This is a genomic window from Scardovia wiggsiae, from assembly GCF_051045985.1.
Lineage (GTDB): Bacteria > Actinomycetota > Actinomycetes > Actinomycetales > Bifidobacteriaceae > Scardovia > Scardovia wiggsiae.
The window spans coordinates 1,274,754-1,298,066 of sequence record NZ_CP157350.1; the positions used below are offsets into that span (position 1 = coordinate 1,274,754).

Genomic DNA, 23,313 nt, shown 5'->3' on the forward strand with positions numbered 1-23,313 from the left:
GGTACCGGGGTACCCCGCAAACCGGCATACAATCCGGCTGCCTCGGTTCGCTTGGCTTTATCTTATTCCTATAGCCTTATCTGTACCATGGCGAAGACGGTGGAGCCGGAGGCGCGCCTACCATCCCCGCACGGGACAGCGGGGAAGCTGTCGCCTGACGCAGTGCAGACAGGACACCGAAAGATATCAGCGCACATCCGCAGATCGCAAAAATAGCCGTAATATTTATCTGTGCAGTAAAGCCGACCGGCTGGAAAAGGATATAATCCCACAGCTGCCATACCATGTATGCTGCGTAGGCAAGCATCATGGCCCCCGCCGTGACCATAACCGTTGCACATATCTGGACACTGGCAGATGCCGTCCGCCTGCCGGGCATATCCATGCCGGTACCGCGCGTAAAAGCGAGGGTAAGCAATGCCAGCCCGGTTACAAGAAATACCGCCATAATAACGTCAGTCGGGCGATGCCATTTATCTGCGATAACGCTGAAGCCCACAAGAAGGACGAATACTGTAGCGAGGAGTGATGACAGCGCGCGCAGTACCCGGGGGACGGATATCACGAATATCACCGCAGCGGCAGCCGCCAGCGCCGTATGCCCGGACGGTGCAGAATTCGCCGGATTGCTAATGGAAGCATCGATGACCGGCCGGGGAAGGATAATCTTAAGCCCGCGCGACAGTGCATAAGCCAGGCCGCCGAACACAGCTATCTGTATGAGAAGGAACCATCTTTTCCGGATAAGGGCAATCAGTACTGCAAGCGCGATGATACCTGCACATACGTAAACAACAAGATGGGAATTAGCAAATATGCGGTTAAGCAGTGAGGCGTGGATATACGTTTCGGGGAACCTGTGCCACACCCAGTCATCAAATTTCTGACCGCGGTAGGTGCACACTCCGGCAAGCCATGTACCGGCTGCCAGGGCAAGGAACAGAAGCCCCAAAATTGCTGACCACACTATTGCCGAGACGCGCGGATGCGTCAGCAGGCGTTCTTCAGCCCTCTGCGTCGGCCCTATTATGCTGTCAAAGCCTTTCTGCCCGCCAGGCTGGGACGAGGCTGCTGCGGATGGCGGTACTGCAGCCGGCGGTATTTCAGCAGACGGCGTGACCGCAGGGAACTGGGCTGTCTGCACATCCCGTACAGCCGGCATCATCTGCGTAGGCTGTACAGGGGATTCCTCAGGAGCCTGGGCCTGGCCGGATACAGGCATTGTATCCGTCCCGCCGGCTTGAGGCATAGGCCTTGTCTGACCTGCATCAAACTGCGCAGTACTGATCTGCCCTGCGCCGGGCTGCCTTGCGCCTGACTGCCCTGCGGCATCATGCCCTGAGTCCGGGGTACGGGGCTGCCCGCTTCCGTTTTCTGGCCTGTCAATCATTGGATCGTTATTTACCATTCACTGTATCCTTACCGTCCGTATTATCCAGCCGAAGCAGAACCGCATTACCGGGAAACCCGCAATACTGCATATAAAACCATCATAGCCTATGCAGCCCATCATAGTAAAAACTCCTACGCACCCGCCAGAGGCCACTTACCCTTGCTGCATTCCTGCCCTGGGGGGATTGGGTGGCATAGCGCCGCGTAGGAGCAGTGACAATTATACACGGGCAGGGGAAAAACACCCTCAGTGCCGCATCCTGCAGTCCCGGGGCGTATTATCCCCGCGGATATTTCATGAACCCGGTATCCCTCAGGTACTGTTTGCCTGCCGTAATATCGTACTGGATAAGCCGGTAATCCGAAAGGAGCTGACGGGTAGCCTTATCCGCCTGAGTGATATCTATCTGCTCGCCGTTGGAATCCAGATACAGCGCATCCCCCTCGGGTATGCGCTTCCACCCCTGGATAGTGTTGACGACCGGCGGTTCCATAGCGGGGACAGCTGTATGCAGACGTGTCAGGAAAGCAAGGTACGGGCTCACTCTGGCGTTCATCTGCGCAGCGGCCTCAGCCATCAGGAAATTCGGAGACGTGTATGCAGTTTCTTTTTCCGGCAGCTTATCATTCTGGCGGGAAGCTTTATTCGACCAGATGAAATAATCCGTCTCATGGAGCGCTATAGTGTTCTTTTTGTTTTTTGCAGCATTGGGGTATATCCCCGGCAGATGGTCGCCGTAGAAGATAACTGTGATCGGCTTATCCATCGCGTCAAGTCTGGCAAGGAATTCCTTCGTAGCAGTATCCGTATAGCTCATCCCTTTGGCATATGTCTGGATGCTGTTCAACCTGTTATTGCTGAGCTTGGTGCCATCAGTCGTATGCGCCTTGAACTGGTTATTGTTATACCAGTTGTTATATGGCATATGGTTCTGCATGCTCGCAAGCTGGATGAACTGCGGCTTTGCGTCTGCAGAACCGTTGATTTTCTCCAGTGCAGCCTTATACAGCTCCGAGTCGGCAACATATCTGGACTTATCGATTTTCTTCTTATATTTCAGGTACTGCGGGCCGTTAAGGGTATAGAACTGGGAAAACCCGAACTTTGCATAATTAGATCTGCGCGAATACATTGCGGAGCTGTAGGGGTGGAAAGCATAACTCTGTGAACTTTCCCAGTCCTGGTTGAATGTGGGGGTCCATGATGCTTTGGGGACGAGCTGCTGATACGGCGAAGTCAGCGATGGGCTGAAATTGGCCATCGACAGCCCGGTCAGGACCATATATTCAATATTCGCAGTACCTCCGCCATATCCGGAAGACAGCATCAGCCCTGATGTCGTATCCTTCTTAAGGGAGCGGATATACGGCATAGGGTCCTCGTTCAAAGATATCCCCGGTGCCCGGGTAGGATCGGAGAACGATTCCGACAGCAGCGTGATCACCGTAGATTTGTTAAGGTCCTGGGTACGTTCAGAATTGATCTCCCGGGCAGCTTTTGAGTACCGCTCGGCTATCGCCTTCATCGTTTCCTTAGAATACCCTTCAGGCTCAGTCATAATTTTTGGATTGATATTCCTGGCAAAAGCTACTACGGTACCATTCTTTTTGCAATCGGTCAGATTATCCCAGAGGGAAGGTTTGTCAGACAGCGCCAGCAAAGCTTTATTCGCCCATGAATCGGTTGTAGACATTGCAGAAATGAAAGCAGCTTCAAAACCAAGCGGAAGGATAATAAGCAATATGCGGAAAATTATCCCCAGACTCCTGTTCCTGGGCACGATGAGCGAACGGCGGTCCCACCGCGTAAGGAGCACACCGAGGATAATAGCGATCACGATAGTCAGGACAGCTCTGACGATAATAGATCCCGACCCTGGAGGGATGAACGACGCGACATCCCCGGCAGTGCCGCCGGAAACGAAGCTCAGGTCCGCAGGAGTGATAGCTTCATTGCGCACAAGGACTTTGAACCTGTCTACCGTTGCGATAAGGACGACAAGCGAAACATATAAGCTCATTGCCACCCAGAAGCGGTTGATAAGGAAGCACAGGGCGAAGCTGATAATCGACAGGATGAGGAAATTATTAAGGAACTGGAACTTCCCGCCGGAGAACATCTGGGTGAAGAACCTCCAGATATTGGAAAACTTGCTCTCTGCAACAGTCTGCATTTTAAGGACAGCATATATGTTGATAGCAATAAAAGCAAGGATATAAAACGCTACCCAGTCATTCTTCCTGCGCCTGAATACATGCCGCGCCGCATCTGCTACACGCTGTTTCACAGATACTCTTTTTACCTCAGACCCATTGGAATTCATTACTTCACCTATCCCGACACATTGTACGCGCCGCCATTTTCCATGCGGCTGCCGGCCGCAGCTTTGAGCAGCCCTTTATGCGGCTGAATAACTGTAGCATAACCTTAGTAACATAAACGATGCAAAAACCGCCTTCCCGCATCAGGAAACCCTTAAGCAGGAAAGCGGTCCTTATCCACAGCCTCAGCTGTTATTACGCTTTATGCGTGCCACACATCCTTGCCTGCCCTGCCGGCCGCAGAAACATCATCAGCAAGCTGCTGGGCATCAGCCTCTACATCACCGCTGATAAAAGATTCAACAAGCTGGCGTGCCTCATTGTCCTCATGCTGGACTGCAGGGGACTTCATGAAGTACGAGCTCGGGGCAAGGATCGGCCCGGCAAGGCCGCGGTCAAGCGCGATCTTGCAGGAGCGCAGGGCATCAATGACTACGCCCGCTGAATTAGGGGAATCCCACACCTCAAGCTTGTATTCAAGGCTCAGGGGGACATCGCCGAATGTTGTCCCTTCGAGGCGGACAAAAGCAAACTTGCGGTCATCCAGCCACGCCACATAATCAGACGGACCGATATGCACGTTATGGGGATCCATCTCATGCGGGACGATCGAGGTTACTGCACGGGTCTTGGATACTTTCTTGGATTCCAGGCGGCTGCGCTGGAGCATATTCATAAAGTCCATATTGCCGCCGACATTAAGCTGGTACGTGCGGTCAAGGCGGACGCCGCGGTCTTCAAACAGGCGGGCCATAACACGATGGGTGATAGTTGCCCCGACCTGGCTTTTGATATCATCGCCGACGATCGGCACCCCGGCATCACGGAATTTCTGAGCCCACTCAGGGTCAGAAGCAATGAAAACAGGCAGGCAGTTCACAAAACCGCAGTGGGCATCCATAGCGCACTGGGCATAGTACTTATCTGCCTCTTCGGAGCCGACAGGCAGATAGCTGATAAGGATATCAACCTTGCGGTCACGCAGAACCTGGGCCACGTCTACCGGTTCTTCAGATGATTCGCTGATCATCTGGCGGTAGTACTCGCCCAGGCCGTCAAGCGTTTTGCCGCGCTGGACAGCCACACCCATATCCGGGACGTCTGAGAACTTGTAAGTATTATTCTCAGAAGCAAAGATCGCCTCGCTCAGGTCCTTGCCCACTTTGTCGGCGTCTACATCGAATGCTGCAACAAACTCAATATCGCGGATACGGTAACCGCCAAAATTCGGATGCATTATCCCAGGGATCTTATCCTCATCTTTTGCATCCCTGTAATATTCAACTCCCTGCACAAGTGATGAAGCACAATTGCCCACACCAGCAATCGCAACGCGAATACTCATCAAAAACTCCTTAGAAATTCTGCCATCAAATGACACGCACCCATCAGGATACCTCACTGTCTAAACCGGAGAAGGGAACTGAATATTTCTGTGTCCCTCCGTAATGGCAGCCCCGCAGGCTGCGCAGCCTCCTGCACTCTGCCCGGCATATCCTGGCCTGTATATATATGTACGTACCATTCCCCACCCATCCCCGACCGGGTGGCTGCCGGGACTGCCATCTTCCCGATTTTTAAGGGCGGTGCTGTACTATTATGGTATAGCATAAAGGGTATAGACCAGTGAAGGGAAACAGGCCATACGCATACACAGACAGCAGCCAGTAATGGCGGCCCTGCAGGCATGCAGCTACAGGGCCCCGGAGACAGGCGGCACAGCAGTGTCCGGCACGCTGACACAGCCCATTGGACACTATAATAATAAGTAATCCAAGGCTTCAGTGTTTCGACCAGTTTATAGAGAAACAGACGGAGGAAATATGGCAGAAAACAGCCCGCGCAACTCTCAGAACAATACACGGGGTAACAGTGCACACAGTCCGCGCAGCACAAGGGGGGCACGGAGCATGCACAGCAGCGGTTCGTACAGCTTCCGCAACTCTTATACCGGTACGCCGCGCAGCGCACGGAAGCCTCCAGCGGGGAAAAACGGTACATCATCTGCACGGCGGCTGAAGAAAAACGGCAAACCGAAAATGAGGCTCTGGAAGAAATTCCTCATTGCTATAGCCCTTATCTTCGCAACAGGTGCAGCCGTCCTGGGCATTGCTTACGCAGCTACTGAGGTACCCAGCCCGGAAGCTGTCGCGCTCGCACAGAAAACTACTGTGTATTATAGCGACGGCACCACGCCGATTGGCAGTTTCTCAGGTCAGAACCGCGAAATAATCAGCTGTAAAGCACTGCCAGATTATGTAAAAAACGCTGTAGTCGCATCGGAAAACCGTTCTTTCTGGAGCGACCCGGGGATAGATCTAAAAGGTATCGCAAGGGCTTTGTTCCACAATGTAACGAGCGGGTCACGCCAGGGCGGGTCCACTATTACACAGCAGTATGCCGAGCGGTACTATCTGGGCGAAACCAAATCATATTTCGGAAAAGTGAAGGAAGCGCTCCTTGCCTTGAAAATCGCACAGACCCAGGATAAGAATACTGTGCTGTGCAATTACATGAACACTATCTATTTTGGGCGGGGCGCATACGGCATACAGGCCGCAGCAAAAGCCTACTTCAACAAAGATGCCAAAGACCTCAGCCTCGATGAAGCTGCACTGATAGCAGGTATAATCCCTGCGCCTTCTGCATGGGACCCCGCAGTATCACCGGAATCTGCCGCTAAACGTTTCCAGCGCGTAATACGTATTATGAAAGAAGACCGCTATATTACAGCAGAGCAGGCGGCACAGGCATCAGCAGTCCCCCAGACCGCTGCACACACTCCAAGCAACGATTTCCAGGGGACCAACGGATACATACTGACCATGGTGCGCAATGAGCTGGTCAAATCCAAACGGTTTACTGCAGACGACCTTGCCGCAGGCGGATACAAGATCATCACTACGCTTGATAAAAACAGGCAGGACCTCATGAACCGGACTGTTGCGGAATCAAAAGCCCGCAATAAGGTCCCCAATTCTGTAGAAGCAGGAGGGCTGTCTGTCAATTCAAGAACCGGGGGGATCATCTCCCTTTATGCCGGCGGCGACTATCTGAAAAAACAGCTCAACAATGTTTCCCAGGCCACTTTTGAACCCGGGTCCACAATGAAAGCATTCACCCTCCTCGGGGCTATACAGAAAAAGTGCAGCCTGGACACGCAGTTCAACGGCAATTCGCCGCGGACCTTCAAAGGGCTTAAGACCCCGGTGAAGAACTTCGGGGATACCAGCTACGGGAATGTGACCCTGTACAAGGCGGTCGCCAGCTCTGTCAACACAGTCTTTATGGAGCTGAATGAAGATGTGACCCCTGCAACAACAGCGATCCTTGCTAAATCTGCGGGGATAACCTCGGCTATCAGCACAACGTCACCGTATAACACGCTCGGCATTGACGGGGTAACGCTGAAAGAACTGACCCAGGCTTATGCGACGTTCTCCAACGGCGGACAGCAAATGCCGATCCATATTGTGGATAAAGTCAATGATTCCCGCCAGGGCACTGTTTACCAGACCTCAGTCTCAGGGAACCGGGTATTTGAGCCTAAAGACGTGGCGCTGCTCAACAAGGCCCTCACCGGTGTTATCACATCAGGGACAGGCTCTTCCGCGCGCAGCATAGGTAAAACGCTTGCAGGCAAATCCGGCACTGCAAACGATAACAAGGCAGCTGCATTCGTCGGCTATACGCCATCCGTTGTTACGGCATACGCTATATGGAGCCCGGCCAGCGACGGGTCTGCTGCCGAATTGCCTACGTTCAACGGATATGAATACGGGCACGGCTACCCTACCTACCTTTTTACGCAGTATATGAAATCTGCTTTAGCCAATACCGCTAATGAAAACTTCGAGAGCACCACAGACTCCGGGAAAATCGGCGGCCCTAACGGTACGTGGGGCATACGCGGCGCAGCAGCATCTGACGGCAGTGATACCGGCCGGAATACCAGCCCCGACAACAGCGATACCAATAAAAACGGCAACGAGCCTGAAGCTCCCGGAGACAGGAAGTCCCCTGGCGAAAATTCCGGCGGGAGCGGTAATGGCGGCGGAAACGGGACCGGCAATGGCAATAATTCAGGCGGTAACAATTCCGGCGGCAGTGATAATGGAAATAGCGGCGGGAACTCCGGCAATGATAACGGCAGCGGAAACGGGAATAATAATCAGAATACCGGAAGAGAGCATCCTGCCGTCCCCTCGCCCACAACCCCTGTCCAGCCTTCATCTCCAAACTAGCAGCTAGGACAGGAAGCGTATCCCGATGTAAAAGCAAGGGTATAGGCAGAACTACGGTTTTCCCACGGAGATAAGCCGGTGACGGAGAATTCCGGGCATGGTTATGCCAGATCTTGTTCCTCCTCATATCTTCCATCGATATGGAAGAAATCCCAGCCATGTATATGTATATGGGCTATGGACTCCTCTTTAAGTCACTCCTCTTTAAGTCACTCCTCTTTTAACCGCAGCCGCGGCGCATTATCCATAAAATGCCCCCTGTTGTATCCGCCCCCGTTGTCAGCCCGGATTTTACATAAGCGACCGCAGGATTTTTATATGCCATGGGCCGGTGCTGGTGGTAAAACACGCAGATACGAAAATAGGAATTACGGGAACCGCCAAAATGGATTTTGTATCTGCGTGTTTTACCACCATCGGGAAGAATAGTATAGCGAACCGGACGGCATAGCGGGAGGAATATCACAGCTAGGAGATCAAAGGGAAAGGGATACAGTAAAGGGCTGGATGCTCAGCATCCAGCCCTTTACGCTTTTGAGAGAGAGGAAGGGAGAAGGGAGGGAGAGGGGACAAAACCTTGTTTTTAAGCCCTTTCAGGACTCCCTATGCTGCATCCTGCCCGGGACACCGCCCTAGTTGCCGCTTCCATCATCATTATTGTTATCATCATTGCCCCCGTCATTATTGCCGCCGTTCCCATCCGAATTATCATTCGGCTGGGACCCTTCGGAGGAACCGGAATTCTCAGCCTGATCCATAGTGGCCGAGAGGTTCATAGTACGCCCGTCGCGGATAACCGTAAGAGTGACCCTACTGCCCATGCGGGTAGCACGGACATACCCAAGAAGGCTTTGCATGCTACCTACGACATTGCCATTGTATCCCACAATGGTATCGCCCGGCTTGAGCCCGGCAGCTTCAGCAGGGCTGCCCGCAGCAACATCCCTGACAGCCGCACCTGACCGTGTGGCATTACCTGTTTTAGCAGTATCTGTCTGTACTGTGACGCCAAGTGAAACATGCTGTACATGCCCGTTCTTGATAATATCTTCTGCGACCCATTTGACTGTATCCGACGGGATTGCAAATCCAATGCCGATGCTTCCCGTACTGCCGCTGGAACCGGAAGTAGAGCGCGTGGATGCTATAGCAGTATTGATGCCGATTATCTTGCCTTCGGCGTTGAACGACGGGCCGCCTGAGTTCCCGGAATTTATCGCCGCATCGATCTGGACAGCATTAGTGAATACTGTATTGGATGATGATGAGGAAGACCCCGATTCGGATAATACTACCGGACGGTTAAGTGCAGACACCACGCCCGTTGTGGCCGTATTCTCATACCCCAGCGGGTTCCCGATCGCCATAACATCTTCACCTACAGCCAGATTCGACGAGCTCGCAAAACTGGCTGCCGTGAGGTTGCTTGGCGGGTTATCGATTTTCAGCACAGCAAGGTCTGTTGTAGGATCAGTCCCCACAACGCTGGCCCCGTACATTTCGCCGTTAGACATGGTAACGACCATCTGCCCGTTATTGCTCGCCACATGGTTATTTGTAACGATATACCCTTTTTTATCAATGATCACACCGGATCCCATAACCCGGGAAGTCCCTGTCGTGATCGTAATGGAAACAACGGAGGGTGCAACATTCTTGGCTACAGCCTTCCATGTACTTGTGCCGGCACTACCGATCTGCGTAGAGGTGCTTCCGCCGCCGCCCGTAGAGGGGTTCAGCCTCGATGAGCGGGAAATCGGGAGAACGCCGCTGTAGACCGCAAGCCACCCCAGGCCCAGGATCACGAGTGTGATAAGGAGTGAAGTCAGTGTAGAAGTTAAAACAGTACGTCCTGTGCTTTTCGTTGCATCAGCCGGCGACGGCGCTGTTCCAGAAACAGTTGATGCCCGGCCGGCAGCAGGATTGACAAAAGGATTTGACGCCGTATCTGCCCGGTTTGCCTGACTCACCGGGTGCGCGGGCTGCTGGGGCTGGCCTGGAACAGGCGGGAACTGTCCGGCTCCGGGCTGAGCCTGATACTGCTGGTACTGCTGCGCCGGCTGATAAGGCTGACCCAGCTGCTGGTCCCCTGAAAACTGCGGATTGTCTGACTGCCCGGCATTCTGTCCGCTGAACAGCTGCTGCGACAGCTGCTGTGTCTGAGCCATATTCCCGTACTGATACTGCTGGGTTTGCTGATAAGGCTGTGGGGGCTGCCGGAATCTCGCAGTCTGTTCTGTATGTGCATACTGCGGCTGGGACTGCCCATACTGCGGATATCCCTGCGGAATGTATGTATTGTCAGCATCCGTGCCGTACCGCTGGCCGTCCTGCGAAGGCGCTGCAGGATTCCCCTTGCTGTCAGTCATAAAACTCCTTTTATCAAGTTGCCTATACCCTATAGAGCGTCTCTGTTTTCCCAATACTACAGTATTAAGGTAACTTTTATGCTATTCCAGCTAAACACAGGTTTTTCTGATTCTTTCCTAAAAATTCCCTGTGCCCTTAAGGATGAGAAGGCGGATAAGCGGGCAGCAGGACAGGGATGCGACTGATAGACAGCAGCACATTGCTTATAGCCCGGCACTGGGCGCAGGGCTGCACCAGCATATACATCCATACCGTCCCAATCCGGAACTGCACCCGGATAGGTCAGACGATCCGCTGATGGGCAGCCCACAAAGCGAGCTCCCCGCGGTTGGACAGCTGAAGCTTGCGCAGCACGTGAGAAACATGGGTCTCCACTGTCTTAATAGAAATGAACAGTTCGGAAGCAACTTCCCTGTATGTATATCCGCGTGCAATAAGCTGCATGACTTCGCGTTCACGGGACGTCAGCACATTAATGCTGATATCTTCAAACTCACCAGGCCAGCCAGCCTGCAGGCCCTCTGCCGGCTCGGCACTGCGGCCCCAGGAAGGGGCAGCCCAGGTCCCGGGACGGCCGCCGGCTGGAGAGGAAGACGGACCTCCCCCGGTTCCCGGCCGACCACGGACATCAGTATCCGCCGAACCCTGAAAAGCAGTCAGTACGAATCCCGCCAGGCGCGGACTGAAAACAGCATACCCCTGGGCTACCTGCTCAATTGATGACACCAGGTCGTCCCCGGTGATCGTTTTTGTCACATAGCCCCGCGCCCCTGCACGGATCACAGCGCCCACATCCGCAGGGGAATCCGATACAGACAACGCAAGATACAGCGTCCGAGGGGCGTGGGGGACACTTTTCAGGATTATTTCGGAGCCGCCTCCGCCTTCGCCGCCGGGAACGTGCACATCAAGCAGCACAACATCAGGCTGGGTGCGCGAGATGGCTGCAACTGCACCTTCAACATCGCCGGCCTCGCTGACAACATCGCATGCCCCGCTGATTGCTGCGATAACACCGCGGCGGAACATCTCATGGTCATCTATAACGGTAACGCGGATACGCCGGGAAACTGTGCTGCAGCCGTTGCCAGCCTCTGCAGGAGCATCCTTGGCATGCCCGATGCCTGCGGCATCAGCCGCCTCTGTCGGCGCTGCCCCTGCTGGCTGCTGTTCTGACATATTACCTATCATATTGGGTCCTGCCCCTTTCTGCTGGCCATGCCCCGTATTGTATGTATTACGCATCTGCCTCAGTACCCGGCCCTTCCCCGGCTGCACTGCCGTTTGCAGGGGAAAAAGGCAAAGCCAGCTTAACTTCAGTCCCCCACCCTTTGCGCGAATCGATCTGGGCTGAGCCTTTACCGCGCCTCATCCTCCCGATAATCGACTCGGTAATGCCCATATGCCCCGGATAGTCAGCTGTGGCATCAAACCCGTCCCCATGGTCCCGGATGAATATCTGAACAGCCCGCAGGCGGAGAGGGTCAACCTCACAATACACGGATACCGGGGGCCTGCCATGATGCACCGCATTCAGCGCAGCTTCCGAAGCGGCTGACAGGAGCGGCTCAAATTCTTTCCGGTACCGGGCATCCCCAACAGTTACAACCTCGATAGGGACCCGCGATGAATCTTCTATACGGGCCATGATCCTTTTAAGTTCATGGGTAAGAGTTGTAGGATTCGCAGAAGCACCGCTGCCGGCTGATACACGGCTGTCAGGGGCAGGTATGGGAACGGAGGCGGATGCTGCAGGATGCCCGGGGGCGTGCGGAGCAGGCGAAGGCACAGCAGCAGGAGCTGCCGAAGCCCTGCCAGCACCGTACAGCCACTCCCTCAGTTCACGTTCCTGCGCATGGGCCAAAGCGGCTGCCTCACTGGGATCATCAGCATTCAGCTGGATAAGAGCCAGGGTCTGCAGCACTGAGTCATGCAGCTGTGCTGTGATATCTGCCCGCAGCTCCTCCTGTGCAGCATGCGCCCTTTCCTTCCCCAGGTCGGAAATAAGGCTGATCCACCATGGCGCGACGATCATTACAAGTATGGCAATCAGTATCAGCCCTGCCCCCACGCCTATAAGGAGGGAATTAAAATCAAGGAATGAGCTGAATGCCACAAAGGTCCCGGTGAATGCCGTCAGGATCCCAGCAAGCACAAGTATATAGCGCATGCTCAGCGACGATGATGCGCGGCCGTGGCGAAGGTCATCAAAAAAACTCGCCGGATGGTGTTCGGTCAGTATCCCTGTCTGTATCCAGCTCAGGGATATACCGGCGAACAGAAGGACCATGCCCACGATCATGCGCCATTGCAGACGGTTGAACACTCCCACTAAGCTGACCATAATGCACAGCACTCCAACAATAAAAACCATCCTCCACGGAGAATCAGAATGCCACCCTTCTGATGACTGCTTTGCGCTCGCTTTATCGACCATATCGCTTAGCGTGGTACGGCGCAGCGGGGAATCATAATGCCGCTGCGGTCCCGGCGCGCCCTCATCATGGGCAGCATCATTGTGTGCCTCTGCGCTTCTGCCAGTATCCGTGCCGTCTGGATCGGAACCGCGCCCAGTATCTGCCTGTCTGCGATGGTTCATACAGATATTATAAAGCACACCGTCAAAGCTGGGGCAGTATACCCTTACAGAAAATCAGAGTAAACCCTTATAGACGTCAGACGTTTTCCGGGCTTTAATTAAAGCATAAGCCCAGTTTCTACATAAAAAGGAGACACAAACACAATGTCTGCTACTCATCCATACGGCAGCGGGCCGGAACAGCCGCAGGGCGGACCGCAGCAGCCCGGGAACGCCCAGGGGCAGCCTGATCCTCCTGTCGGCAACAGCTTCTTCAGATGGATCCGTTCACTGAACATGTACCGTTCCAGCAACCGCTGGATCGGAGGCGTGTCAGGGGCTATAGCCGGTAAGCTCGGTTGGGACCCTGTGATCATACGGATCCTGTTCTTTGCTTTCTGCATAGCCGGCGGTTCAGGGGTATTCGTATACGCCATCCTGTGGATATTCCTGCCGGACTCCCGTAATAATGAGATCCTCGCTGAGGAGGCGTTATTTCGCGGCCACACAAGCCGCGCGTTCTGGGCTGCCCTTGTAGCCATCCTTCTGGGCGGCGGGCTGAATATCCTAACGCCGTTTATTGGCTGGATAGGCGTGGCGGTCCTGTGCTGCCTGATCGTCATGGTTTCCTTGTCGGGAAAGGAGGGCCGCGATTCTTTCAAGGACCGTTTTGCACAGCCCGACCGGCAGGGGCAGCCGCGCGGCCGGGAAAGCGCCTACACGCCCTACACACAAAACGATACCGCATACCACACATATCCATATCAATCCAATCCCAACTACTACCAAGGAGCATATCCAATGAACAACAGGTATACTGAGCCCAGCAGGCCTTATGCTGCGTGGCGCCGCAAAACCGCGGGGCCAGTCGTTGTATCAATAGTCCTGGGGCTCCTCATTATTGCCTTCGGGGTCTATTCCGGAATCGTATACTATCAGGGCCTCGACTTTTTCAGCGCACTGCGGCTGGGGATTATTTTCTGCACTGCCGCAGTACTGGTTCTTGGGGCTGTTATTATTGTGCTCGGGATCCGTGGGCGTAAAGCCGGCGGGCTGATGCCGATCAGCATTATCTGCGCGGTTATAATGCTCAGTATTTTAGGTACGTTCAATTCCACAGCTGACATACACAGCAGCCTGGTACATCCTGTACAAATTACTCTTTCCACTAGAACGCTCGGCCCCGACAGCTACGACAACCTGGTGCAGCACGGTCTTAAAACCAGCTCATCGAATGTGACAGTAGATCTGCGAGACTGGGCCTCTGCCCGTCAGACAGCCTGCCCCACCGGCACACTGAATGTTGAAGCATACTTCTCAAAAATTAATATCCGCGTACCCGACGGCTGCGCAGTACAGTATCAGGGCAAGCATGCAGTTGCAGGTTCTGTCGAAGGATCGGGATTGCCCAGAGGGACAACGCTGGGCAAAGATAAAACCCTGACAGTCAATGCATCAGCTGTATTCAGCGGAGTTACTGCTTCACCAAGCCCAAGATCCAGGCTGAGCGGGATTTCTAACCAGACATCTAACGATGACAGCGATAATGGGAATAATGAGGACTGGGACTGATACCAGTGCTGCAGGGCTATTGCTGCCCCAACATGTTCCGGACTATATATCTGAAAGGATTTTACTATGGTAAATAACAATACTGCATCAGCCCCATTCCCGGGGAATGACGGCAAAAATACTATTGACACAACTGCCGTACAGAGCTCCTCTCCGGGATCTGCTGCAGACGTACACACAGATCCTGACAACTCCCCTACCCGGGCTATGCCGGCTGCATCAGATACCCAGGCTATACCGACCGAAACTATGCCCCAGCAGGAAGGGAAACCGCAGCAGGCATGGCAGGACCAACAGGATGCCTCTGCACAGTATGCATCTGAGGCATACCGCAACAGCTATCCCGGTTCAGGCAGTATACCCCCGCAGGGCTCAGGCAGGCCAGGCCCGCAGTATCCGGGATGGGACCAGTATTCAGGGTATCCGGAACATCGACGCCGCAGGCCGCGGATATACTATAAAAAAGGCCCCTACACCATGACAGTTGTATGGGGGATATTCCTCGTCCTCCTTGGCATAATAGGCATATTCTCTATACTCAGGGTGACCGATTTTATATCACAGGATTATATGGCGTTCCTTGGTATTGTGTGCTGCATACTTGTCGGGGCTGCGATAATCATAGGCGGGATAATAGCTGCGGTCAGCAGGGACCGCAGGAAAGCTGGAGACGGTACAGACGGGTATGACGCTGAAGGCGACCCCGATGATTATCCCGACGGCTATTCTGATGATTACCGTGAGCAGGGTTATGCCAACTACCCGAGCCCTTCACAGGGGCAGGGGGCTATGCCTGGAGAAGATGAAGGCCCGGGCAGCTCTTCTGCTCCGATGACGGTGGATGCCGCAGCGCCCGACAGCACTGGCAATCCTGTCAATGCTGCCCGCTGAAATCCCCGGCACGGTCCTGATATGATCTGTGCGGCCATACAGAGCGGCCGCACAGTCTGAACCGGAAGGATTACAAGTAAAACTATACGCATCAATTTAAATATTTATTATCTATTTCATCTATTCACAGGATTCGTGAATAATGACACGCCACGGCGGCCGGTGCAATAAGCATTGCCCAGCCAGGAGTGGCGGCTGTTGGGCCAGACTGCCCCCAACCGCGGGGCATTCTGGCTCATCCATATACTGGGATATCTGCCGTCGGCACTGCGGGATCCCAGCAGGTTGAAACCATTTTTATCATGCAGCCAGTCAGGATGCTGGGTAGCAATTGCAAGCCCTTCTTCAAGGGTAAGGGGAAGGCGGTTGTCGGAATCGATGAGGCGCCGTGCTACATCCGGTTCGCGGTTAGTATAAGCAGTGCCGGTATGCGGTTCTACAACCAGATAAAACGGCCCCTCCGGCGGTTCGAACCCTTCCTGGGGCAGGAACCCCAGTACGTCACGCGGCGGCATCGTTGTGAAGCCGGCCCTGCGCTGGATGCTTGTCCGCGCAATAAGGGATTCGGGGGAAACAAGCTCGCGGGTAGGGACAAGCAGTATATCTCTTCCAAGCTCTACCCTCTCAAGCACTTTGACAAGCGGTTCTGCAAGCGCACGGAAAGCCCCATCCGACATATCGGCAACATCGGGATACCCTAAAGCAACGATACGATCAAGCTGCTGAACCAATTCCTGAGAAGACTGCGTCATGTTCCCAGTATGGCACACACTATGTAAACATCCCGTGCAGGTATCCAGGCGGTCCTGACAGCGGGGCATATACAGGCCTGAAGGTATTGGAATGCTTCTGCCATGCAGCACCGCGGAATGCTGTTATTCTCTGATCCGTGATGTAGTGTGGCAGTATGCCTGAACCTTTAAACAGGGGCGTTTTCCCTGAAACTGCTGTACCGCGGATCACATTATCTGATGGACAACGTATCCCGCAGATCGGCCTTGGCGTCCTCCGTATCGGCAACGGTGACGTATCAGCAGTGGTCAGGGCTGCGCTGGAATCCGGATACCGCCATATTGATACTGCTGCAGGCTATGGGAACGAGGAAGGGACTGGGGACGGGATACGCTGCGCAGGTTTCGCCGCCGGAAAGCCGCGGGAATCATTATGGGTAACGACTAAAGTACGCGATTCCCAGCAGGGTTACGACCAGACACTCAGGGCTTTCGATGCGCAGCTGGAAAGCCTTGGGCTGGACTACGTGGATATGTATATGATCCACTGGCCAACGCCTTTCAACTGGCGCAGCGGGGATACCTGGCGGGCTATGGCGCAGCTGCGCAGCCAGGGACTGGTAAAGAGTATCGGCGTATGCAATTTCATGCCCGAGCATCTCGACAGGCTTTATGGTGAAGTCGGCGAATATCCTGTTATCAACCAGATTGAGCTGCATCCCACATGGCAGCAGCGGCAGGCGGTGGAATACTGTACCCATCACGGTATCGCAGTCCAGGCGTACTCCCCTATGGCGCGCGGAGCTGACCTCACAGCAGGGGGCGGCATTATCAGGAAGATTGCCAAGGCCCATCATAAAACCGAGGCGCAGGTGATCCTCCGCTGGCATATTGAAAACAGGACGGTTATAATCCCCAAAACCACGCACCGTGCACGCATGGCAGAGAATCTCAGCCTGTTTGATTTCGCACTTACCCCTGACGAACACAAAGCGATCGATTCCCTTGATTCACCGCAGCGGGCCGGGCACGACCCTTATACCTTTTCGTACAGCTGATAAGGCCGGATTGGGATAAAGGCAGGAAACCGGACTGTCTGGAGTTTCGGGCCGCAAGTTTCGGGCCGCAAATATCAGAAATTATAGAGCCAAATGTTTTGACTTGATGAAGCTGCTGCTTAAGAGTATAGTAGTGAACAGGTTAGAAACAGGGTAGGGTGAGCAGATAGATGAAAAATGTTATTGTCACAGGGGGAAGCTCTGGAATAGGACTGGAAATTGCAAAATTATTGGCAAAAGATGCCGATCATATTGTCCTTGTAGCACGAAATTTGACAAGGCTGATTCAGGCTAAAGAAGTACTGATAACAATGAATCCGAATTTAAAGATTTCCCTAATCAGTGCTGATTTATCAACGATTGAGGGCATCCGCCGCTGCATTGAGCAGATTGAAGATTTAAATCTCGATATTGATAGCCTGGTAAACAATGTCGGCTACGGAGTGAGCGGATTGGCTGACAGTCTGCCTCTTGAGACTGTCGAAAAGGCTGTGGTGACCAATGCGATGGCGCCGACCCTGCTGACTCAGGCATTTTTAAAAGCCATCATCAAAAACAAGGGAAATATTCTGTTTATCGGAGCAGGAGCGGCAACACATCCCATGCCCAGTCTGGTTCATTACTCCGCCAGCAAAAATCTCATCCATGGGCTGGTCAGAGGTCTTCGGATTGATTTAAAAGGGACTGATGTCCATATAACAGAGATTCAACCGGGACCTGTTGCTACGAATTTCGGGAACAGCAGCAGTTCGTCTTCCTCTCAAGATTTTGCGACGCATAATCCATTGAAAAAGGTTGAAATCACGCCTCAGCAGTGTGCAAAAGAATCGCTTGCAGCTCTGAAGCGTAATAAATCGTCTTATTATCCTGGAAGAGGCTATCGCTTTATTATCCGATTAACCAAGCTGCTTCCAAATTCAGCTATGGAACGCATTCTTCAACGCTTTATTTCACGCTGATATTTAAAATAAAGGTTGGAACTCCAGCCTCTTTTGGGCTCTTTGTCAACTGTAGTGGGTTGATAAAAAGTTACAACCTGGAGAGGACCAAATTGGGCGTATAGGTATGGGTGTGTTGCTGTTTTAGTTTTTATTCCTTGTGTTTATTGGGGTTGACTGTGTTTTAAATTTCTTGTTCTTTTTTACGTATAGGCATGAAAGTGTTGCTAGAAACACGTGTACCCCTCGTGATTGCGCGGGGTGTAACCCTGTTTAAAAACCATGCATGCTAGGTGGTATGAAAACCATAGTCTGTGTTACTTGCCAGAGTACGAATATTAAAAAGAACGGGACAACCAGTAGCGGTAAACAACGCTATTACTGCAAAAACTGTAAAACGAGTTTCACACACGAGTATGATTCAACATTCAAAGATTTTGCCTTATTCCTGGACTATGTCACCCACACGCATAGCCAAAACGACTACACGATAGCAGGAAGAACTCTCAGAGAAAAAACACGCCGTTTCTGGCAGTATTGGCCGCTGCCACCCTTAGTCAATGAATCCTACGATATTGTATTCATTGACGGTATTTACATCACTCGTAAAATCGTGGTATTAATCGCGTGCACGACCACGCATATTATTGGCTGGTACGTGGCTAGAAGCCAGACCACAGCCGCATACACAGCACTCCTATCACGGATAGCAGCTCCCACGATAGCCGTTTCTGATGGAGGAAGTGGCTTTAGAAAAGCCTGTAAAAACACGTGGCCTAACACGAAAATTCAACGCTGCCTGTTCCACATATACATGACCATACGCACAGCAACAACTCTGCACCCGCGTCTACTACCCGGTAAACAACTCCTTCGTATAGGAACAAGCCTATTGAAAGTAAAAACTCTTGACCATGCACGGCAATGGGTACACATGTATGCCCTATGGTATGAGACATGGCATGACTGACTCAATGAGAAAACTCTCATCGATACCCGCTGGCAAGACACGCACGCGTGTCTTGCCAAAGCAGCCAGGAGCATCAACACGCTCATTCAACAAAACCAGTTATTCACCAACCTGCATGACAAGTATTACTACACGTATAAGAATCACGTCATCGTAACAAATAACCAGATAGAAGGCGGTGTCAACACCCAGGTAAGAGCCCTGCTACGCGCGCATAGAGGAATGAAACTTGACCGGCACATCAAAACAATTTTCTGGTACTGTTACACACATTCCACAGCAACCCAAAACCCTCAAGAATACTTACCCACCATGCCCACAGACACCGACATCACGCAGCTTTACCGGCACATCAACGAATACCAACAATGGAAAGCAACCATCCCGGGATGGGAAGACGCACTAGCCTACACAGAATTCCATCACGGCACACCCAGGCACGAAACCTACTAACCAGCCATCAACACACCCATACCTATAAGCCGCAATACAGCCGGACAGCGCCTTTTTTCCAATCCAGAATACATCCGTGTCCACACCGTTATTATTTAGCGCATCCGATACCTCGCACAGTGCAGTATAAGTACATCCTTTCTGATGAGGACTACCGTTTACAAGTAATACTTTCACAGCCTTGTTTCCTCCATTTTACACATTTCGTACCAGATTTGTCAGACGCTCAATCGCCGCCGGGTCGCGGTGGTCAAAGAAGGCGCTGGTGTTGGTATCAAGCGCGGCAATCAAAGCCATATCATCGCCGTTCAGTTCAAAATCGAACACGTCGAGATTCTGTTCCATGCGCTCCTTTTTCGTGCTCTTGGGAATGCACACGATTCCGCGCTGCAAAAGCCAGCGAAGCACCACCTGCGCCACGCTCTTATGATATTTTTCGCCAATCGCTTTGAGTGTTTCGTTTCCGAACAAATTACCTCGTCCTTCGGCGAAAGGTGCCCAGCCTTCCATCTGCACACCCTTTGACTGCATAAATCCCTGCGCTTTCGTCTGTTGGAAGAATATATTCGCTTCCACTTGATTGACGGCGGGCGTGACCTCGTTAAAAGCGATTAGATCCGCCAAACGGTCAGGATAAAAACTGCATACGCCGATGGCACGGATTTTGCCTGCTTTATACAGCTCTGTCATCGCCCTCCATGCGCCATAGTAGTCGTTCAGCGGCTGGTGAATCAGGTAAAGGTCAAGATAGTCCAGCCCCAGCTTCTGCATAGATTTTTCAAAGCCGCGTTTTGCGCCCTCGTAGCTGGTATTAGTGATCCACAGCTTTGTGGTAATAAATAATTCTTCTCTGGGAACACCGCAGCGCTTGATTGCTCTGCCGACAGCCTCTTCATTCCCATAGGAAGCCGCAGTATCAATGCTGCGGTAGCCAACCGAGATTGCATCCACGACTGCCTGTTCACACTGTGCAGGGTCGGTGATCTGATAAACGCCAAAGCCAAGCTGCGGCATTTTTACTCCATTATTCAAAGTTACATATTCCATAATAAAATCCTCCTTTATCACTTTGTGCTGTGTCCGCCGAATACTTCAAACTCCATCGTATTCAGTTTTGCATCAATTTCTGCAACCTCATCTTCTGTCAGGACAATCTTCCCGGCTTCTATATTCTCATGCAGCCGTTCTACTTTCCTGGAACCGGGAATAGGAACAATATAGGGTTTCCTGCAAAGCATCCACGCCAACGAGAGTTGTCCCATAGTAGCCTGCTTTTCTTCTGCCATACCAGTGAGCAGTTCTAAAAGAGCTTTTGCTTTTTCGTATCCTTCCTGTGTGTACTGCGGCATACCAGCGCGGTAGTCCTGTTTCCCCTCAAATTTTGTGTCAGGTGTATATTTGCCTGTTAAGAACCCATTTGCCATAGGAGAAAAGGCAACAAAAGCAATATTCAGTTCTTCGCAGATGGGAAAGATAGATTCATGCCACCGCGCCATCATGGAGTAGCGGTTTTCAATGGCTGTCACCGGACAGACCGCATTGGCGCGACGTAGATAGTCCTCAGTAGTCTCTGAAATTCCCCAGTAACGAATTTTCCCTTCTTTGATTAGTGCAGCCATTGTTTCTGCTACAATCTCCGACTCCACCTTCGGATCGATTCTGTGCTGATAATAGAGATCAATATAATCTGTTCCCAGCTTTCTTAAACTTCCCTCTACACTTTTGCGTATCGTCTCCGGTCTGACATCTACGGTTAGGCTTAAATCTTCATTATGATGTACGCCCATTTTAGTTGCAATCACAACCTTATCCCGCACATCATGGAGGGCCTTGCCCACCAACTCCTCATTGTAGGAAACCGAGCCATCTGGGAAAAAGCCCGTATATGCTTCGGCGGTATCGAAAAAATCATATCCCATTTCGTAGGCTTGCCGCAGTGTTTTTACGGCGGTTTCACTATCTACCGGATCACCGGAGGCATGGCTAAATCCCATGCAGCCAAGACCAACCGGATTCACAAATAAATCACTGTTTCCAAGTTTTCTTTTTTTCATAACGATAAATCTTCCTTTCTATTCTATTAAGACTGAAAATTTTGTTTGATAGAAGCTACTTTATGCTTTTATCATAATATGGAACTTCTAGTTACAGAAGTCTCGTTTGGTTGTCCAGTTTATACTCATAGGTTACAACTACAATCTCTGTTAAAGCCGGTTAGCAAATACTGCGCTCATCCCACCATCCACGGTCAACTCTACTCCCGTCACAAAACTACTCTCATCAGAAGCGAGAAAAATCACAGCATTTGCTATATCCTCTACACTTCCCATTCTGCTAACAGGAGTAAGTGACTTGCGCCATTTCTGAAGTTCTTGTTCTTCCTGAACTGTTCTCCCCAATTCTCCAGTAGCGGCGGCAGTTGAAATTACACCAGGGCTTATAGCATTTACCCGGATATGTCGGCTTTTCAAATCTGTCGTCCAACTATGGATAAAGAAACGTACCGCAGCCTTAGAGGCAGCATACAGAGAAAAATCAGGCAGACCAAGTTCAGCAGTAATGGATGTATTCAAAATAATCGAAGCTCCTTCTGATAAAATAGGAAGCATTGTCTGTACTGTAAAAATGGTTCCCTTTACATTCGTATCAAAAGTACGGTCAATTTCTTCCTCCGTAAGTTCTTCCAGCTTCATGTATCTGCCAATTCCTGCATTTGCAAAAAGAACATCCAGTTTCTTTTCTTTGCTTTGAATAACCTCGCAAACACGCAGCATATCTTGTTTCACAGCTACATCGCAGCTACATCGGCACATACATAATGAGCGTTGCTCCCAAGTTGCTGCACAGCTTTTTGCAATGCCTGTTCCCGGCGACCTGTGATATATACAACGGCACCTTGCTCTACCATTTTGCAGGCAGATTCAAAACCGATTCCTGAGCTGCCACCGGTAATCAAAGCAACTTTGTTTTCTAACCTTTTCATGTGTTACCTCCTGAATGTACAGGCCACAGCCATCGCCTAGCTGCGGCCTGCATAAAGTTTTTTAATTACTATATCCCAGCTCATTCAGCCATGCCAGAATGTCCGGCTCTGCCTCCTGCACATTATTTCTGGATACGGTAAAACCATCCTCATATATGCTCGCATCCGGTTCCAACTCTGCAATCATGCTGATTGTATTCGAGAAACCGCTACCGCCGTTGGTATTAAACGGGATGATGGTTTTGCCCGAAAAATCATAAGTATCAAAGAACGTGTAAAGAATCATCGGCATGTCACTCCACCAGTTAGGGTAGCCGACAAAAATCGTATCGTACTGGTCGAAGTTTTCAATCGTATCTTTAATTGCAGGGCGGGCTCCGTTGTCCTGTTCTTCCGCTGCCTGATCTACCAGCGTGTCATGGTCTGTTGGATAAGGAACCTCCGGCTCGATACGGAACAGATCGGCTCCGGTATTCTCCTGTATAACATAGGCCACATACTGTGTATTTCCTAACACCTCACCGTCAATAATAACGGTACTGTTGCGTTCTTCTTCTGTCATGCTGCTTTCATCTGGATTTGTTGTTTCCGGCATGGAAAAGTAAACGACCAGCGTATTGCTGCCGGAGCCCCCAGCAGTTTCGTTTTCTGGCTCAGATGATGGTGTACTTTCCGGTTCGGAAGTTTGGACACTTTCTGGCTCAGCGGATTCTGTCTCAGAAGGAACAGAAGTGTTAGTTTCACCGCTGTTGCAAGCGACCAGGCTGAACATCATCAGCAAGCTCATAATCAATGCGGTTAGTTTTTTCAC

Annotated in this window: 18 protein-coding genes, 1 other RNA gene and 1 pseudogene; 6 read left to right on the forward strand and 14 right to left on the reverse strand. The window is 51.9% G+C overall.

What is annotated here, in order from left to right:
* Window positions 1-76: 76 nt before the first annotated feature.
* The 4 genes from ABKA16_RS05405 to ABKA16_RS05420 form a co-directional block, all read right to left on the reverse strand.
* Window positions 77-1,408 (reverse strand): phosphatase PAP2 family protein, encoded by a 1,332-nt coding sequence (locus ABKA16_RS05405; RefSeq protein ID WP_381000262.1) that lies wholly within the window; start codon window positions 1,406-1,408, stop codon window positions 77-79.
* Between the two features lie 107 nt (window positions 1,409-1,515).
* Window positions 1,516-1,606, reverse strand: an RNA gene (gene ffs, locus ABKA16_RS05410) — signal recognition particle sRNA small type.
* Between the two features lie 64 nt (window positions 1,607-1,670).
* Entirely contained in the window at window positions 1,671-3,716 is a 2,046-nt protein-coding gene (locus tag ABKA16_RS05415) for an LTA synthase family protein (RefSeq protein ID WP_381000260.1), read from the reverse strand.
* A gap of 200 nt (window positions 3,717-3,916) precedes the next feature.
* Window positions 3,917-5,059 (reverse strand): inositol-3-phosphate synthase, encoded by a 1,143-nt coding sequence (locus ABKA16_RS05420; RefSeq protein WP_381000258.1) that lies wholly within the window; start codon window positions 5,057-5,059, stop codon window positions 3,917-3,919.
* 478 nt (window positions 5,060-5,537) lie between these two features.
* Between ABKA16_RS05420 and ABKA16_RS05425 the strand changes: the two genes are divergently transcribed.
* Window positions 5,538-7,958, forward strand: a complete 2,421-nt coding sequence (locus tag ABKA16_RS05425; protein ID WP_381000256.1) for a transglycosylase domain-containing protein — start codon at window positions 5,538-5,540, stop codon at window positions 7,956-7,958.
* Between the two features lie 632 nt (window positions 7,959-8,590).
* Here the strand turns inward: ABKA16_RS05425 and ABKA16_RS05430 are convergent.
* From ABKA16_RS05430 to ABKA16_RS05440, 3 genes are all read right to left on the reverse strand, one after another.
* Window positions 8,591-10,327 carry a S1C family serine protease gene (locus ABKA16_RS05430; RefSeq protein WP_381000254.1) on the reverse strand — a complete coding sequence of 579 codons (1,737 nt, stop codon included), beginning with the start codon at window positions 10,325-10,327 and terminating at the stop codon, window positions 8,591-8,593.
* 283 nt (window positions 10,328-10,610) lie between these two features.
* Window positions 10,611-11,357: a LuxR C-terminal-related transcriptional regulator gene (locus ABKA16_RS05435; RefSeq protein WP_381000607.1), complete on the reverse strand. Its 747-nt coding sequence runs from the start codon at window positions 11,355-11,357 to the stop codon at window positions 10,611-10,613.
* A 208-nt stretch (window positions 11,358-11,565) separates the two neighbouring features.
* A complete protein-coding gene (locus ABKA16_RS05440) occupies window positions 11,566-12,927 on the reverse strand; it encodes an ATP-binding protein (protein WP_381000252.1) in 1,362 nt (453 codons plus the stop codon).
* Between the two features lie 144 nt (window positions 12,928-13,071).
* Here ABKA16_RS05440 and ABKA16_RS05445 point away from each other — a divergent pair, with 144 nt between their 5' ends.
* Both ABKA16_RS05445 and ABKA16_RS05450 read left to right on the forward strand, forming a co-directional pair.
* Entirely contained in the window at window positions 13,072-14,478 is a 1,407-nt protein-coding gene (locus ABKA16_RS05445; RefSeq protein ID WP_381000250.1) for a PspC domain-containing protein, read from the forward strand.
* Between the two features lie 66 nt (window positions 14,479-14,544).
* The gene (locus tag ABKA16_RS05450; protein WP_381000249.1) at window positions 14,545-15,369 is read left to right on the forward strand and encodes a hypothetical protein; all 825 of its coding nucleotides are present in this window, start codon (window positions 14,545-14,547) and stop codon (window positions 15,367-15,369) included.
* Between the two features lie 116 nt (window positions 15,370-15,485).
* On the opposite strand, the gene ABKA16_RS05455 is transcribed toward ABKA16_RS05450, so the two are convergent.
* The gene (locus tag ABKA16_RS05455) at window positions 15,486-16,121 is read right to left on the reverse strand and encodes a DUF5701 family protein (protein ID WP_007148239.1); all 636 of its coding nucleotides are present in this window, start codon (window positions 16,119-16,121) and stop codon (window positions 15,486-15,488) included.
* Between the two features lie 155 nt (window positions 16,122-16,276).
* Between ABKA16_RS05455 and ABKA16_RS05460 the strand changes: the two genes are divergently transcribed.
* The 3 genes and pseudogenes from ABKA16_RS05460 (at window position 16,277) to ABKA16_RS05470 (ending at window position 19,519) form a co-directional block, all read left to right on the forward strand.
* A complete protein-coding gene (locus ABKA16_RS05460) occupies window positions 16,277-17,158 on the forward strand; it encodes an aldo/keto reductase (RefSeq protein ID WP_381000247.1) in 882 nt (293 codons plus the stop codon).
* Between the two features lie 170 nt (window positions 17,159-17,328).
* Window positions 17,329-18,117: an SDR family NAD(P)-dependent oxidoreductase gene (locus tag ABKA16_RS05465; protein ID WP_381000245.1), complete on the forward strand. Its 789-nt coding sequence runs from the start codon at window positions 17,329-17,331 to the stop codon at window positions 18,115-18,117.
* A gap of 277 nt (window positions 18,118-18,394) precedes the next feature.
* Window positions 18,395-19,519: pseudogene (locus ABKA16_RS05470) on the forward strand (IS1249 family transposase).
* Here the strand turns inward: ABKA16_RS05470 and ABKA16_RS05475 are convergent.
* The 6 genes from ABKA16_RS05475 to ABKA16_RS05500 form a co-directional block, all read right to left on the reverse strand.
* The gene (locus tag ABKA16_RS05475; protein WP_381000243.1) at window positions 19,469-19,696 is read right to left on the reverse strand and encodes an NAD(P)H-dependent oxidoreductase; all 228 of its coding nucleotides are present in this window, start codon (window positions 19,694-19,696) and stop codon (window positions 19,469-19,471) included. The pseudogene ABKA16_RS05470 and the gene ABKA16_RS05475 overlap by 51 nt on opposite strands.
* An 18-nt stretch (window positions 19,697-19,714) precedes the next feature.
* Window positions 19,715-20,566 carry an aldo/keto reductase gene (locus tag ABKA16_RS05480; protein ID WP_007148235.1) on the reverse strand — a complete coding sequence of 284 codons (852 nt, stop codon included), beginning with the start codon at window positions 20,564-20,566 and terminating at the stop codon, window positions 19,715-19,717.
* Window positions 20,567-20,583: 17 nt separating this feature from the next.
* On the reverse strand, window positions 20,584-21,573 hold the full coding sequence (locus tag ABKA16_RS05485; protein WP_381000240.1) for an aldo/keto reductase: 990 nt from the start codon (window positions 21,571-21,573) through the stop codon (window positions 20,584-20,586).
* A gap of 150 nt (window positions 21,574-21,723) precedes the next feature.
* On the reverse strand, window positions 21,724-22,305 hold the full coding sequence (locus tag ABKA16_RS05490; RefSeq protein ID WP_196793130.1) for an SDR family oxidoreductase: 582 nt from the start codon (window positions 22,303-22,305) through the stop codon (window positions 21,724-21,726).
* 2 nt (window positions 22,306-22,307) lie between these two features.
* Window positions 22,308-22,502: an SDR family NAD(P)-dependent oxidoreductase gene (locus ABKA16_RS05495; protein ID WP_007148232.1), complete on the reverse strand. Its 195-nt coding sequence runs from the start codon at window positions 22,500-22,502 to the stop codon at window positions 22,308-22,310.
* Between the two features lie 61 nt (window positions 22,503-22,563).
* Entirely contained in the window at window positions 22,564-23,313 is a 750-nt protein-coding gene (locus ABKA16_RS05500) for a flavodoxin (protein WP_381000238.1), read from the reverse strand.